This window comes from Kribbella sp. NBC_01484, from assembly GCF_036227145.1.
Taxonomy (GTDB): domain Bacteria; phylum Actinomycetota; class Actinomycetes; order Propionibacteriales; family Kribbellaceae; genus Kribbella.
Window position 1 is genome coordinate 8808904 of sequence record NZ_CP109437.1, and the last position, 14350, is coordinate 8823253.

Annotated in this window: 13 protein-coding genes; 8 read left to right on the top strand and 5 right to left on the bottom strand. The window is 69.4% G+C overall.

Annotation, left to right across the window (positions count from 1 at the left end):
* Positions 1-51: 51 nt before the first annotated feature.
* From OG555_RS42460 to OG555_RS42480, 5 genes are all read left to right on the top strand, one after another.
* The gene (locus OG555_RS42460) at positions 52-1431 is read left to right on the top strand and encodes an FAD-binding oxidoreductase (protein WP_329479810.1); all 1380 of its coding nucleotides are present in this window, start codon (positions 52-54) and stop codon (positions 1429-1431) included.
* Positions 1428-2714: a cyclopropane-fatty-acyl-phospholipid synthase family protein gene (locus OG555_RS42465; RefSeq protein ID WP_329479812.1), complete on the top strand. Its 1287-nt coding sequence runs from the start codon at positions 1428-1430 to the stop codon at positions 2712-2714. The genes OG555_RS42460 and OG555_RS42465 overlap by 4 nt, the downstream gene beginning before the upstream one ends.
* A 90-nt stretch (positions 2715-2804) precedes the next feature.
* On the top strand, positions 2805-3722 hold the full coding sequence (locus OG555_RS42470; protein WP_329479814.1) for an LLM class flavin-dependent oxidoreductase: 918 nt from the start codon (positions 2805-2807) through the stop codon (positions 3720-3722).
* A 177-nt stretch (positions 3723-3899) separates the two neighbouring features.
* Positions 3900-4865: a PQQ-dependent sugar dehydrogenase gene (locus OG555_RS42475; protein WP_329479815.1), complete on the top strand. Its 966-nt coding sequence runs from the start codon at positions 3900-3902 to the stop codon at positions 4863-4865.
* Positions 4866-4938: 73 nt separating this feature from the next.
* A complete protein-coding gene (locus OG555_RS42480; RefSeq protein ID WP_329479817.1) occupies positions 4939-5481 on the top strand; it encodes a general stress protein in 543 nt (180 codons plus the stop codon).
* A gap of 46 nt (positions 5482-5527) precedes the next feature.
* Here OG555_RS42480 and gatB read toward each other — a convergent pair whose 3' ends face one another.
* The 3 genes from gatB to gatC are packed head-to-tail and all read right to left on the bottom strand — an operon-like array spanning position 5528 to position 8822.
* Entirely contained in the window at positions 5528-7024 is a 1497-nt protein-coding gene (gene gatB, locus OG555_RS42485; protein WP_329479819.1) for an Asp-tRNA(Asn)/Glu-tRNA(Gln) amidotransferase subunit GatB, read from the bottom strand.
* Positions 7021-8526 carry an Asp-tRNA(Asn)/Glu-tRNA(Gln) amidotransferase subunit GatA gene (gatA, locus tag OG555_RS42490; RefSeq protein WP_329479821.1) on the bottom strand — a complete coding sequence of 502 codons (1506 nt, stop codon included), beginning with the start codon at positions 8524-8526 and terminating at the stop codon, positions 7021-7023. The genes gatB and gatA overlap by 4 nt, the downstream gene beginning before the upstream one ends.
* Positions 8526-8822 carry an Asp-tRNA(Asn)/Glu-tRNA(Gln) amidotransferase subunit GatC gene (gatC, locus tag OG555_RS42495; protein ID WP_131355449.1) on the bottom strand — a complete coding sequence of 99 codons (297 nt, stop codon included), beginning with the start codon at positions 8820-8822 and terminating at the stop codon, positions 8526-8528. Before gatC ends, gatA begins: the two co-directional genes overlap by 1 nt.
* 234 nt (positions 8823-9056) lie before the next feature.
* Between gatC and OG555_RS42500 the strand changes: the two genes are divergently transcribed.
* Both OG555_RS42500 and OG555_RS42505 read left to right on the top strand, forming a co-directional pair.
* Complete coding sequence (locus OG555_RS42500) at positions 9057-9701, top strand: ACT domain-containing protein (protein ID WP_328519314.1); 645 nt, start codon at positions 9057-9059, stop codon at positions 9699-9701.
* 647 nt (positions 9702-10348) lie between these two features.
* Positions 10349-11521, top strand: coding sequence for an IS110 family transposase (locus OG555_RS42505; protein WP_329484779.1), 1173 nt, complete (start codon positions 10349-10351; stop codon positions 11519-11521).
* A 1023-nt stretch (positions 11522-12544) separates the two neighbouring features.
* Here OG555_RS42505 and OG555_RS42510 read toward each other — a convergent pair.
* Positions 12545-12769 carry a hypothetical protein gene (locus OG555_RS42510; RefSeq protein WP_329479822.1) on the bottom strand — a complete coding sequence of 75 codons (225 nt, stop codon included), beginning with the start codon at positions 12767-12769 and terminating at the stop codon, positions 12545-12547.
* Between the two features lie 47 nt (positions 12770-12816).
* Positions 12817-13767 (bottom strand): hypothetical protein, encoded by a 951-nt coding sequence (locus OG555_RS42515; RefSeq protein WP_329479824.1) that lies wholly within the window; start codon positions 13765-13767, stop codon positions 12817-12819.
* Between OG555_RS42515 and OG555_RS42520 the strand changes: the two genes are divergently transcribed.
* Positions 13732-14337 carry a hypothetical protein gene (locus tag OG555_RS42520; protein ID WP_329479825.1) on the top strand — a complete coding sequence of 202 codons (606 nt, stop codon included), beginning with the start codon at positions 13732-13734 and terminating at the stop codon, positions 14335-14337. The genes OG555_RS42515 and OG555_RS42520 overlap by 36 nt on opposite strands.
* The last annotated feature ends 13 nt before the right edge of the window (positions 14338-14350 follow it).

The following is a 14350-nucleotide window of genomic DNA, read 5'->3' on the forward strand; positions in this document are numbered from 1 at the left end:
ACACTTTTGAACACCCGTGCCAGACACCGGACGTCGTCGTACTCTGGATCGGTGCCTTCGACATCGGATCTGGCGGCGACGCTCGAGCATGATCAGGCCGTAGGGCGATTGCGGGAGTCGTATCAGCGGATCCCTCCGGGCGACCCCGTCCGGCTGGCGAAGCGCAGTTCGAACCTGTTCCGCCCACGGACGGACGTCGAGCGCCCCGGCCTGGACGTGTCGAAGCTGACCGGCGTGATCAGCGTCGACCCGGCCGCGCGGACCGCGGACGTCCAGGGCATGTGCACGTACGAGGACCTGGTCGCGGCCACGCTCCCGCACGGGCTGACCCCGATGGTCGTGCCGCAACTGAAGACGATCACGCTCGGCGGCGCGGTGACCGGGCTCGGCATCGAGTCGTCGTCGTTCCGGGCCGGACTGCCGCACGAGTCCGTGCTGGAACTCGACATCCTCACCGGCGCCGGCGACCTGGTCACCGCACGCCCGGAGGGTGAGCACGCGGACCTGTTCCGGATGTTCCCGAACTCCTACGGCACCCTCGGCTACGCCACCCGGCTGACGATCGAGCTCGACCGGATCTCGCCGTACATCGCCCTCCGGCACGTCCGCCTCGGCCTCGACGAGCTGGCCCCGGCGATCGACGAGATCGTTGCCTCAAGCACGTACGACGGGGAGCCGGTGCAGTTCGTCGACGGGGTCGCGTTCAGCCCGTCGGAGGCGTATCTGACCCTCGGGCGGAACAGCGACGCCGCTGTGCGGACCAGCGACTACACCGGCCAGCAGATCTACTACCGCTCGATCCAGCAGCGGCCGACGGACTTCCTCACCGCGCACGACTACCTGTGGCGCTGGGACACCGACTGGTTCTGGTGCTCGGCCGCGTTCGGCGCACAGCATCCGGTGGTACGGCGCCTGTGGCCGCGACGCTGGCGGCGGAGCGATGTGTTCCACAAGATCGTCGGCTTCGAGAACCGGCATCATGTCGCCGCACGTCTCGACCGCCGGCGCGGGCGGCCGGATCGCGAACGGGTCGTCCAGGATGTGGAGATCCCGGTCGACCGGCTGGCCGGCTTCCTGCGCTGGTTCGACGCCGAGGTCGGGATGCGGCCGGTCTGGCTGTGCCCGCTCCGGCTGCGCGGGTCGGCGGACTGGCCGCTGTATCCGCTCAAGCCCGGCGAGACCTACGTGAACGTCGGCTTCTGGGGCACCGTGGCGATCGCCCCCGGCGCCTCCGACGGTGACGTGAACCGGCGGATCGAGGCCGCGGTGGCCGAGTTCGGCGGGCACAAATCGCTGTACTCCGACGCGTACTACGACCGAGACACCTTCGACCGGCTCTACAACGTTCCGGCCTTGACCGAGGTGAAGCAACGCTACGACCCGAACGCCCGGCTCACCGGGCTCTACGAGAAGGCGGTGACGCGCCGATGACGACGCTCGCGACCCAGGTTTCGATCGCTGACGCACTGACCACGGTGACTCCGGCCGGCCTGCCGTTCCGGTTCACGGCGTACGACGGGAGCGCGACCGGCCCGGAGGACTCGCCGATCCACATGCATCTGGCCTCCGAGCGCGGCCTGTCCTACGTACTCACGGCACCCGGGGACCTCGGCCTGGTCCGCGCGTACGTGATGGGCGATCTGGAGATCACCGGCATCCACGAGGGCAATCCGTACGACCTGATGCGGATGATGCTCAACCAGGTGCACTTCGAGCGTCCGACGACGGCGGAGGCGCTGCGGATCGTCCGCGGGCTCGGCTGGAGTCACCTGAAGCCGCCGCCGCCCCCGCCGCAGGAGCACCTGCCGAAGTGGCGTCGCACCTTCGAGGGACTGCGGCACTCGAAGGCCCGGGACAAGGCCGCGATCCACCACCACTACGACGTGTCGAACACGTTCTACGAGTGGATCCTCGGCCCGTCGATGACCTACACATGTGCCGTCTATCCGACCGCGGAGGCTTCGCTGGAGGAGGCGCAGTACGAGAAGTACGACCTGGTCGCGCGGAAGCTCGGCCTTCAGGCCGGGCAACGACTCCTCGACGTCGGGTGCGGCTGGGGCGGCATGGTCCGGCACGCGGCCCGCGAGTACGGCGTTCGTGCGCTGGGCGTCACGTTGTCGTCCGCCCAGGCCGAGTGGGCCAACGAAACGATCAAGCGGGAAGGACTCGAGCACCTGGCCGAGGTCCGCTTCCTGGACTACCGGGACGTCGCCGAGCGCGACTTCGACGCGATCAGCTCGATCGGCCTGACCGAACACATCGGCGTGCGCAACTACCCGTCGTACTTCGGGTTCCTGCTCGACCGGCTGAAGCCCGGCGGCCGACTGCTGAACCACAGCATCACCCGCCCGGACAACCGCTTCCGCTCCACGGGCGCGTTCATCGACCGCTACATCTTCCCCGACGGCGAGCTGATCGGCTCCGGCCGGATCATCGCCGAGGCCCAGGACGCCGGCTTCGAGGTCCGCCACGAGGAGAACCTGCGCGAGCACTACGCCCTCACCCTGGCGGCCTGGTCCGACAACCTGGTCGCCCACTGGGACGAGGCCGTCGCCGAGGTCGGCCACCCCACCGCCAAGATCTGGGGCCTCTACCTGGCCGCCTGCCGCGTCGGCTTCGAACGCAACAACACCCAACTCCACCAGATCCTAGCCGTGAAACTCGACGACGACGCCAACGCCCACTTCCCCCTCCGCCCCACCTGGCTCAGCTGAACCCTCGTCTTGACTCCATGCCCGTCATGCATGGAGTCAAGGCGGAGTCGGCATTGGACCGTCTCCCCCGCGCCGGGAGACGGTGGGTGCGTGGATGTCGAGTTCGGGGTGTTGGTGGATGTTCGGGCGGCAGGGGCGGGCTACTCGGGGGAACGGGTCGAGGAGGTCGTGGTTGCCGATCGGCTCGGGTTCGACGGCGCCTGGCTGTCGGAGCACCACTTGGCGGCGGATGGGGCGTTGCCTTCGCCGTTGGTGATGGCGGGAGTGCTGGCCGGGCGGACGGAGCGGATCCGGATCGGAACCAACGTGCTCGTGTTGCCGTTGCATCACCCGCTGCGGGTGGCCGAGGATGCCGCCGTACTCGATCTGGTGTCGGGTGGGCGGTTCGTGCTCGGGGTCGGGCAGGGGTATGCCGAGCGGGAGTTCGCTGCCCTCGGAGCGGACCGACGGCGGCGTGGCGCGCTGCTAGAGGAGGGTGTGCGGCTGGTCAGGCAGGCTTGGGCGGGTCAGCTGGGAGTCACGCCGCGGCCGCGGGGTGAGATCCCGATCTATGCCGCCGGAGTGACTGCGGCGGGGCTGCGCCGGGCCGCTCGGGTGGGCGACGGGGTGATCATCTACTGTGCGACCCCGGCCGATCTGATCGAGCGGCGACAGCTGCTCGACGAGGTCGTCGACAACCCGCCGCCGTTGATCTGCACCGGGATCATGCACGTGGACGATGACGCGGACCGGGCCTGGGCCGATGCCGCGCCGGGGATCGCTTACCTCGAGGGGGAAATCGCGTCGTACGGCGGGACCGAACCGCCGGCGTTGCGGCGTGACGACTACCTGGTGGGTACGCCGGACGACATCGCCGAACGGTTGATCGCTATGCACGAGGCGACGCGGTTCGTCCACTTCGCGCACTGGCTGAGACTGCCGACGCTGTCCCACCAGGCCGCGATGCGGTCTCTCGAATTGATTGCAGGTCGGGTCGTTCCCGCCGTACGGCCTGGTGTCAGCCGCTAACTTGGGAGGCAATCGACCTGAGGAGACGGCGTGGGCGGGACCAGGGTCAGGCAGCGGGGCGGGGCTGCGGTGTTCTTGACTGCGTTGGCGTTGGTGGCCGGGTGTTCCGACGATGCGCCGGCTTCTCCGAGTACGACGTCTGCGCCGACCGGCTCGGCTGCAGGCCAGCAGGCGTCCGTGCGGCTGACTGTGGCGTCGACCGTGGCGACGGGGATCCAGGTGCCGTGGGGGTTGGCGTTTCTGCCGGACAAGAGTGCGTTGGTGGCGGAGCGGGACTCGGGGAAGATCAAGCGGATCGCCGGCGGGCAGGTGAGTGACGTCGGCACGGTGGAGGACGTGAACGCGTCGGCGGAGGGTGGGTTGCTGGGGCTGGCGGTGGACCCCGGGTATCCGGGGAAGCCGTACATCTACGCGTACTACTCCGGCGGAGACGACAACCGGATCGCCCGGATCACGTACCAGGACAACCAGCTGTCCGACCAGCAGGTGATCCTGGAAGGGATCCCCTCCTCCGCCATCCACAACGGCGGGCGATTGCGATTCGGGCCGGACGGATTCCTGTACGCCGGGACCGGCGACGGCTCGGATCGGCCGAACTCGCAGGACGACGGATCGCTGGGCGGGAAGATCCTGCGGATCACGACCGACGGCAAGGCGGCGCCGGGCAACCCGGACGGTCGCCTGTGGATCACCAAGGGCCACCGGAACGTGCAGGGGCTCGCGTTCGACGGCACCCAGTTGTACGCCGCCGAGTTCGGCCAGAACACGTGGGACGAGCTGAACGCGATCACGCCCGGCGCGAACTACGGCTGGCCGGCCGCCGAGGGGATCAGCCACCTCGACGGGATGACCGACCCGATCGCCCAGTGGCACACCTCCGACGCGTCGCCGTCCGGGATCGCGTTTGCCCAGGGGTACATCTTCATGGCGTCGCTGCGCGGGCAGCGCCTCTGGGCCATACCTGTTGCCAACGGCAAGCGAATCGGCGAGCCGCAGGCGTTCTTCACCAACCAGTACGGCCGGTTGCGCACCGTGGAGGCGGCTCCGGACGGATCGCTGTGGCTGACCACGTCGAACACCGACGGGCGCGGCGACCCTCGGGGTGGCGACGACCGGATCCTCCGGATCACGATCAGCCGCTGATTGCCAACCGTTTCAAACCTTTGGCCGTCTGGTACTTGTGGAGGAAAGCCAGCGTTCGGAGGAGGAGATCGGTATGCGGACCGGCCAGGTGTCCGTCGTTCCCAGCAGTGTGATCGCTTCGGTGAGCAGCTACGAGGATGCTCACCGAACGGTCGGGTACCTGCGAAGTTACGGGATGGACGCGGCCAGCCTGGAGGTGGTCGGCGCCGGGCTCCGGCGGGCCGAGAGACAGCGAGCGATCCCGGTCGCCCGGCTCACCGGTGCCGGGGCGCTGCAGGGTGCGCTGCTCGGCGTACTCGCCGCGATCTTCGTCACGCTCGTGGCCCAGACGACGCTGACCGGCCTGGCCGTCGTGGTGTGGGGTTTCGTGTACGGCGCTCTGATCGGTGGGCTGTGGGGGTTGTTCAAGGGGCTCGTCCGCAACCGCCCTGACGCTGTCTCCATCGAGATCGTGCCCACCCGCTACGAGGTGCGCTGCCCGCCCGAGGAGCTCTCCATCGCTCGGACCCTACTCGCCGACGCCGCCGACATCGACGACGGCCGGGTCGAGCGCGAAGTGATCGCGGACGCACCGCAGCACGAGCCGAAGCCGCGAACGGAAAAGGACGCGGCCTGAGCTGAGTCGCCGGACCCCGGGTGAGCCCCGGGGTCCGGCGACTACCTCAGATCCCCAGTTTCGCGTTCAGGAGTTCGCGGACCTTGGCCGCGTCGGCCTGGCCGCGCATGTCCTTCATGACCGCGCCGATGAGTGCACCGGCCGCGGCGGGCTTGCCGGAGTTGACCTTCTCGACCACATCCGGGTTCGCCGCGATCGCCCGCTCGATGGCCTCGATCAGCGCCGAGTCGTCCGAGACCAGGGCGAGCCCGCGCTTCTCGATGATCTCGGCCGGCGTGCCCTCGCCCTTGATCAGGCCGTCGAACACCTGCCGGGCGAGCTTGTCGTTGAGTGAGCCCTCGTCGACCAGCTTCTGCACCTCGGCGACCTCGGCCGGGCCGACGCCGAGCGCGTCCAGGTCCTGGCCGGACTCGTTCGCCGCGCGGGCGAGCTCACCCAGCCACCACTTCTTCGCGGCGGCCGGCGTCACGCCGAGCCCGACCGTCGCCACGATCGGCTCGAGCGCGTTCCCGTTGATGACGTCGCGCATCTCCAGGTCGGTGAAACCCCACTCCTCCTGCAGCCGGACCCGGCGCAGAGAAGGTGCCTCGGGCAACGAAGAACGGATCTCCTCGACCCACTCGCGCGACGGCGCGATCGGGACCAGGTCGGGCTCCGGGAAGTACCGGTAGTCGTCGGCGTCGGACTTCTCCCGGCCGGACGTGGTGATGCCGGTGTCCTCGTGCCAGTGCCGGGTCTCCTGCAGGACCTTGCCGCCGGAGTTCAGCACCGCTGCCTGCCGGGTGATCTCGTACGTCACCGCGCGCTCGACCGAGCGGAACGAGTTCACGTTCTTGGTCTCGGTCCGCGTGCCCAGCACAGTCGAGCCGTGCGGCTTCAGCGACACGTTCGCGTCACACCGCAGCGATCCCTGATCCATCCGGACGTCCGAGACGCCCAACGCGAGCAGCAGGTCGCGCAGCATGCTCACGTACGCGCGGGCCACCGCGGCGGCCTTGTCCCCCGGCACCTCGATCGTCTTGGTGACGATCTCGATCAGCGGGATGCCGGCCCGGTTGTAGTCGACCAGCGAGTGCGAGGCGCCGTGGATCCGGCCGGTCGCGCCACCGACGTGGGTGGACTTGCCGGTGTCCTCCTCCATGTGGGCGCGCTCGATCTCGATCCGGTACGTGTCGCCGTCGACGACCACCTCGGTCCAGCCGTTGTACGCGATCGGCTCGTCGTACTGCGAGGTCTGGAAGTTCTTCGGCATGTCCGGGTAGAAGTAGTTCTTCCGGGCGAACCGGCACCACTCGGCGATCTCGCAGTTCAGCGCCAGGCCGATCTTGATCGCGGACTCGACGCCGACCCTGTTCACCACCGGCAGTGCGCCCGGCAGGCCGAGGCAGACCGGACAGGTCTGCGTGTTCGGCGGCGCACCGAACTCGGTCGGGCAGCCGCAGAACATCTTCGACTTCGTGTTCAGCTCGACGTGGACCTCGAGGCCCATCACCGGGTCGTACTGCGCCAGCGCGTCGTCGATCTCGAGGACGGTCGCGGTCATCGGGTCACCTCCAGCTCCGGAGCCTTGGTCATCAGCACGCCGCCCCACTGATCGGCCAGCGCCGACTCCAGCGCGGCGCCGACGGTGTAGCACAGGTCGTCGCGCATCACCGGCGCCATCACGTGGAAGCCGACCGGCATGCCGTCCTCGTCGGCCAGGCCGCACGGGAACGAGCCGGCCGCGTTGCCGGCCAGGTTGGACGGGATCGTGCACAGGTCGTTCTTGTACATGGCGATCGGGTCGTCGATCCGGTCCCCGATCGCGAACGCCGTCGTCGGCGTCGCGGGCGAGACCAGCACGTCGACCTGCTCGTAGGCGTTGGCGAAGTCGCGGGCGATCAGCGTCCGCACCTTCTGCGCCTGCCCGTAGTAGGCGTCGTAGTACCCGCTCGACAGCGCGTGCGTGCCGAGCATGATCCGGCGCTTCACCTCGGCGCCGAAGCCGGCCTCGCGGGTCAGGCTCATCACCTTCTCCGCGCTGTTCGTGCCGTCGTCGCCGACGCGCAGCCCGTACCGCATCGCGTCGAACTTGGCCAGGTTGGACGAGGCCTCGCTCGGCAGGATCAGGTAGTACGCCGGCAACGCGTACTGGAAGTGCGGACACGAGACCTCGACCACTTCGGCGCCGAGCTTGGTGAGCAGCTCGACCGCTTCGTGGAAGCGCGCCTCGACGCCGGGCTGGTATCCCTCGCCGCCGAGCTCCTTGACCACACCGATGCGCAGACCGGTCACGTCACCGTTGCGCGCCGCCGCGACGACGGCGGGGACCGGCTGGTTGATCGAGGTCGAGTCCATCGGGTCGTACCCGGCGATCGCCTCGTGCAGCAGCGCCGCGTCCAGGGTCGTCCGCGCACACGGGCCGGGCGTGTCCAGGCTCGAAGCCAGCGCGATCAGTCCGTAGCGTGACGTCCCGCCGTACGTCGGCTTGACGCCGACCGTGCCGGTGAACGCACCGGGCTGCCGGATCGAGCCACCGGTGTCCGTGCCGATCGCGAGCGGCGCCTCGTACGCCGAGATGGCCGCCGACGAACCGCCGCCGGAACCACCGGGGATCCGGCCCAGGTCCCACGGGTTGTGGGTGGTGCCGTACGCCGAGTTCTCCGTCGAGGAGCCCATCGCGAACTCGTCCATGTTGGTCTTGCCGAGGATGACGATGCCGGCCGCCTTCAGCCGCTTCACGACCGTCGAGTCGTACGGCGGCTTCCAGCCCTCGAGGATCTTCGAACCGGCCGTGGTCGGCACGCCCTCCTGGGTCAGCACGTCCTTCAGCGCCAGCGGGACACCGGCCAGCGGGGAGAGCTGCCCGCCCGCCGCGCGCTTCGCGTCGACAGCGGCAGCCTGCGCCAGCGCGCCGTCGGTGTCGACATGCAGGAACGCATGCACGTCGCCGTCGACCGCCGCGATCCGGTCCAGGTGCGCCTGGGTGATCTCCACCGAGCTGGCCTGGCCGGACGTCATCAGTTCCGCGAGCTCGGCCGCGGTCTTACGGATCAGGTCGGTCATCAGTCCTCCTCCAGGATCCGCGGCACCCGGAATCGCTGCTCCTCCGCGGCCGGCGCGCCGGACAGCGCCTGCTCCGGGGTGAGGCACGGCACGTTCTCGTCCGCGCGCATCACATTGGTCAGCGGCAGGGCATGGGAGGTCGGCGGGATGTCGTCCGCGGCCACCTGGCTGACCTGCCCGACCAGGGTGATGATCTGGTCGAGCTGTGGCGCGAGGTGGTCGAGCTCGTCATCGGTGAGCTCGATCCGCGCCAGTCGCGCCAGGTGCGCGACCTCTTCGCGGGTAATCGATGGCATGAACTGATCCAATGCTTGCAAGTTGCTGATGGAGTCACAGAGAGGTTCTGAGTGACACCCGAGCCATCCTAGTGGGCGGCTGTGACGCTCGCGTTTCCTTGTCGCCAGGGGGCTGCGGACGACGGTTCGTGATCGTCTGCCGAGAGGGCCGGGCGTGTCTTCGGGCTCCGCTCTGTAACATTGGCCGCGACGGGGCGTTACGCGCATGGTGATCGACTGGGAGATGATCGTTCGGTGTTCCTGCTGCGATTGATCATCCCGGACCGGCCCGGTTCGCTGGGCACTGTGGCGACGGCGCTCGGTGAGGTGAACGCCGACATCCACGCGATCGAGATCGTCGAGCACCGGCGGGAGAACGGCAGCGCCGTCGACGACATCGTGGTCGACCTGCCGCCCGGCGTGCTGCCGGACCGCCTGGTCTCCGCGTGCAACGGCGTACCCGATGTCGAAGTGATCTGGTTCTCCCGGTACGGCGCCGGCGGTGGACTGCACATGGACCTCGAGGCCGTCGAGCAGATGACGTCGGCTCCGGCGGACGCGATCGACATCCTGGTCGAGCAGTCGCCGGCCGTGCTGCATGCCGACTGGGCCGCGTTGCTGGACGGCACCGGCAGTGAGGTGAAGGTCGCGCTGGAGACGAGCGCCACGCCGGAGTTCGGCGACATGGCCGGCCAGTGGCTGCCGATGCAGAAGGCAACGACGCTCGAAGCCCCGGATCACAAGGGCCTCTCGGAGTCCGTGCTGGTCGCGGCGCCGCTGGAGTCCGAGCGCCGGATCCTGGTGATCGGCCGCCGCGGCGGCCCCGAGTTCCTCGGCTCCGAGGTCGCCCGCCTCTCCTACCTCGCCTCCCTAGCCGTCACCATCCGCGCCACCGCCTGACACAGTCCGCCGTACGCCACCGCCGTACGCCGTAGAAGTGGAAGCCTTCGCCCGCCCCCGGTCGGCGCACCTATTCGCGCTCGCCGCGCCTCTGACACCCCTCGACCACTCCAGCGGATATCCCCTGAAGCGGTGCCTTCTCCCCTGGTATGCGAGGGGAGAACGCTCAGTTGGAGGGGTTATCCGGCTGTTCTGCTGGATGTGTGGGCGAGGTGAGCCAGGCTGGCCGGTGTGCAGCTCGACAGGTGGTGTCGGTCCAGGGTGCCGGTCGGACGAGGCATTCACGCCTGAGATCGGCTGGCCCGGCCGGGGCTGGGGCCGACACCTCCTAATGAGAGTTACCGGGTCGCCGTCGGGCAGACTCGGGGCTGGTGAGCCGCCGGTGGGTGAGCACTTGTACCTCCTGGACCGTTTGAGTCCTGTCGACAGATCGTGCCCCTGCCGGTGACCGGGAGATTTGATCGCTGATGGGATGTCGTGCCCGGCCCTTGGTGTGGTTGGGGGGCGTGAGCACTGCTTCATTAGGTCGCTGATGGTTCTCCCGACCGGCTTGCTGGTGGTGTGGATGGCGTCGAGAGTGTGGGAGATCGGTGTTGAAGTTCTTTGTGGGAGATGACTGGGCCGAGGCGCATCACGATGTGGAGGTGATGGACCCGGCGGGGCGGGTGCTGGCCAAGGCGCGGTTGCCCGAGGGGGTGGCGGGGATGGCGCGGTTGCATGCGCTGGTGGCCGAGCAGTTCGGTGCGGCTGATCCTGACGAGGTCGAGGTGGTGGTCGGGATCGAGACCGATCGGGGCCCGTGGGTGGCCGCGCTGGTGGCCGCGGGGTACCTGGTGTTCGCGGTGAACCCGTTGCAGGCCTCGCAGTACCGCAAACGGCACGCGGTGTCGGGTGCCAAGAGCGACGCGGCCGACGCGCATGTGCTGGCCGACATGGTCCGCACCGACTCCCACCAGCTGCGCCCGGTGGCCGGTGACAGCGCCGAGGCCGAGGCGATCAAGGTCGTCACCCGGATGCACAAGACCCTGATCTGGGAACGGACCCGGACCACGCAGCGGTTGCGGCACGCGCTGCGCGAGTACTTCCCGGCCGCGCTGGAAGCCTTCGAGGACCTGGACGCCGCCGACACCCTCGAGCTGCTGACCAAGGCCCCCGACCCGGCCGCGGCGGCCCGGCTGACCACCGCCCAGATCACCGCGGCGCTGAAACGGGCCCGTCGCCGCAGCATCGCCGACAAGGCCGCGGCGATCCAGGCGGCGCTGCGCGCCGAGCACCTCGGCCAGCCCGCCGTGGTCACCGCCGCCTACGCCGCCTCGACCCGCGCACTGGTCGCGGTCCTGGCCGTCCTCAACGAGCAGGTCACCGGCCTGCAAGGGCAGGTGGAGGCCCATTTTGGCCGGCACCCGGCCGCTGAGATCATCTTGTCCCAGCCCGGGCTGGGACCGATCCTCGGCGCCCGGGTGCTCGCAGAATTCGGCGACGACCCCGACCGCTACGCATCGGCCAAAGCCCGCAAGAACTACGCCGCGACCAGCCCGATCACCCGCGCCTCGGGCAAGAAGAAAGTCGCCCTGGCCCGCTACGTCCACAACGACCGGCTCATCGACGCCCTCATGAGCCAAGCCTTCGCCGCACTCAACGCCTCGCCCGGAGCCCGCGCCTACTACGACAAACAACGAGCCCGCGGAGCCGACCACAACCCCGCCCTACGCCAACTCGCCAACCGACTCGTCGGCATCCTCCACGGCTGCCTCAAAACCAACACCCACTACAACGAAACAACCGCCTGGACCCACCCCACCCAAACCCTCGCAGCTTGACACCCAAACTCCTGGGATGTCTGTCGACCTTGCACGTCCCAGCCTCCAATTGCCCCCCATCAGCCTGCGACCGCACCCAACCGACCGCACCGCGAGGCACGGCGGAACGGGAACCGGGCGGGACACGGCGGAACGGGAGCCGGGCAGGGCACGGCGGAACGGGAGCCGGGCAGGGCACGGCGGAACGGGAGCCGGGCAGGGCACGGCGGAACGGGAGCCGGGCAGGGCACGGCGGAACGGGAGCCGGGCAGGGCACGGCGGAACGGGAGCCGGGCAGGGCACGGCGCAGCGGGAGCCGGGCAGGGCACGGCGCAGCGGGAGCCGGGCGGGTTCGTGGGGTTGACGGCGGGATCGGTGCGTATCTGCGGGACCTGGGACACCAGCTGGGGTCGCCCGGACAGGTTGTGCCGTGTCCGCGGTCCCTGGCCCCTGTCCGAGGTCGCAGCGATCCCGCCGTCGCCCCGGGGGCCTCACACAGGACGTGGTGGGCGGGGACCTGATATTGCAGATCCCCGCCCACCACAAGCTGTCTCAGGTCAACGGATCCGGCCCCGACGAGGACATGACACGTCGGCCACCACCCACACATTGAGCAGGAGACCCGGATATCCCCTCGGATGGTCCGAGGGTCGAGGAGCGCTGGCTGGCATGGGCAGGGGCGCGCAGAAGGACCGCTCCCAAGCTGTCGAGACCCGGGACAGCTCGCGAGGTGTCCCAGCCTCCGACATAGTGTCCGCGCCCCCGACCGCAGCACGCCGTACGCCGAAGCCCGCGCCCGACCCGGTCGGCGCTGCGGCTCGCGGCCGACCACCGGCTGGCCGCCCCATCGACCACTCCAGCGGATATCCCCTGAAGTGGTGCCTTCTCCCCTGGTATGCGAGGGGAGAACGCTCAGTTCGAGGGGTTATCCGCCCAAATTGCCCCGACAGCGCGACGCCGGGGTCAGCGGTTCAGCGGGGGGAGGGTGGGGTGACAGGCAAAAGCCCCCGGCTCCGAGGGAGGGGCCGAGGGCTCTGGCTGTGTCTATGTGAACTGGAAGTAGGCGAGGACCCAAAGGCCGGCCAGGATCAGGAGGACGACGACGCCGACGAGGGCGACGATCAGGATCGCCTGGCTGTTGCTGCCATTGCGGTCCGGGAGATCGAACTGGGTGGGGCCCCAGGCCCCACCGCCGTCGACGCGCTGGACGGCCTCGGGCGGTGGTGCCGCCACCGTCCGCGCATCCCGCTTCTCCCGGGGGAACTTCATCCGGCCTCCCTGTCCTCGGCCGACAGCCGTGACATCCACCGTAGCGCTCAGACGAAGAACGTCTCGTACGAGATGTTGATCCGCTGCGAGGCGTAGTCGTCCTCGGCGTTGCCGGTGATCTCGACCCGCCATCCGGCCACGTAGGAAGCGTACGACTTCCCGTCACTGTGCGACTGGATGTATGACTTCAGCGCCGCGACGTCCCCGCCCTTCAGCACTCCGAACGCGTCGTTGACCGCGGCCGGCAGCGCCTTCTTCACCTCGCCGGGGTCACCCGAAGCGCTCATCTCGATCTGCTTGATGCCCTCGCCCTCGCTGGCGTAGAAGTACACCCGCTGCGAGCCGTACTTGCCGACCTGCTTGCTGCAGGAGCTCGTGCAGACATACTGCTTCGCCTTCAGCGCCGCGGCCAGCTGCGGCTCGGTCGTGTCGAAGGTCTTCTTCGGCAGGTCGAGCGAGTCCGAACCGGACTTGCCGCCGGACAGCTCCACGGTGTCGCCGTCGTTGCGCAGCTCGAACTCACCCCAGGTGCTGCCGACCTTCTGCGACTTCTGGCCGGTCTTGATCGCGTCCTGGACCTTCTTGACCTCGCTGCCGCCGAACGTGTCGTTGCCGAGCGCCTGCAGTGCCGCGTCGAAGGTGACCGCGGCGTTGTTGACGTTGTCCTCGTTCTGCGACGTCAGGTCCACGCCGATGATCGTGCCGTCCGACTGGAACTGGAAGATCGCCTGGGCCTCGGTGGCGCCTTCGTACTTGAAGCAGCCGCGGTGCGCGCCCTGCGCGGTGTTGAACAGGTCGCTGCAGCCGTAGCCGAGGCCCTGCAGCTTCTCGGTCGCCGTCTTCGCCTGACCGGTCGCATTGCCGAGCTCGCCGTTCTTGTCGCCGCCGCCGCTGGTCGGGTTGCCGGTCGGTTGCTCGGACGTGGTCGGCCCGGACTCGGGCTTGTCGTCACCACCGAACGCGTGGATGCCGAGGAAGACGAGCAGGCCGATCAGCACGATGCCGACGACACCGCCGCCGATCACCAACGGCAGCTTGTCCTTGCTGATGCCACCGGGGCCCTTGGAGCCGCCGGGGCCGCCCGGCTGCCACTGGGGCTGTCCACCCTGCTGCTGTTGCCAGCCGCCGCCCGGCTGCTGGCCCTGGGGACCCCACGCCTGCTGCTGGTAGGGACCGCCTTGCTGCTGCGCGGTGCGCTGACCCCAACCGCCCTGCGCGGGCTGTCCCTGAGGCCGCCCCGGACCCGGCCGGCCCTGCTGGCCGGGCTGGGCCGGCTGCTGACCCCAGCCGCCCTGCTGCGGAGGCTGACCCTGCTGCGGAGGCTGTCCGTGCGGGGGCTGGCCCTGCGGGGGCTGACCTTGCTGGGGCGGCCGACTCTGCTGCGGGGGCTGACCTTGGTGGGGAGGCTGCTGCGGGCGCTGACCCCAGCCGCCACCACCCTGACCGGGAGGCTGCTGTCCCCAGCCGCCTTGCGCACCCTGTCCCCCTTGCTGCCCGCCTGGCTGGCCCCCCGGCTGCCCAGGACCCCACGGTCCCTGCGGCGGCGTCGTCATATTCGCTCCTTTTGACCCACGTGTGGAC

What these genes read in the sequence shown, in the direction of transcription:
- OG555_RS42465 (WP_329479812.1), top strand. Translation starts at nt 1,428, where the DNA reads ATGACGACGCTCGCGACCCAGGTTTCGATCGCTGACGCACTGACCACG.
- OG555_RS42480 (WP_329479817.1), top strand. Translation starts at nt 4,939, where the DNA reads ATGCGGACCGGCCAGGTGTCCGTCGTTCCCAGCAGTGTGATCGCTTCG.
- gatB (WP_329479819.1), bottom strand. Translation starts at nt 7,024, where the DNA reads ATGACCGCGACCGTCCTCGAGATCGACGACGCGCTGGCGCAGTACGAC.
- gatA (WP_329479821.1), bottom strand. Translation starts at nt 8,526, where the DNA reads ATGACCGACCTGATCCGTAAGACCGCGGCCGAGCTCGCGGAACTGATG.
- gatC (WP_131355449.1), bottom strand. Translation starts at nt 8,822, where the DNA reads ATGCCATCGATTACCCGCGAAGAGGTCGCGCACCTGGCGCGACTGGCG.
- OG555_RS42505 (WP_329484779.1), top strand. Translation starts at nt 10,349, where the DNA reads ATGGACCCGGCGGGGCGGGTGCTGGCCAAGGCGCGGTTGCCCGAGGGG.
- OG555_RS42510 (WP_329479822.1), bottom strand. Translation starts at nt 12,769, where the DNA reads ATGAAGTTCCCCCGGGAGAAGCGGGATGCGCGGACGGTGGCGGCACCA.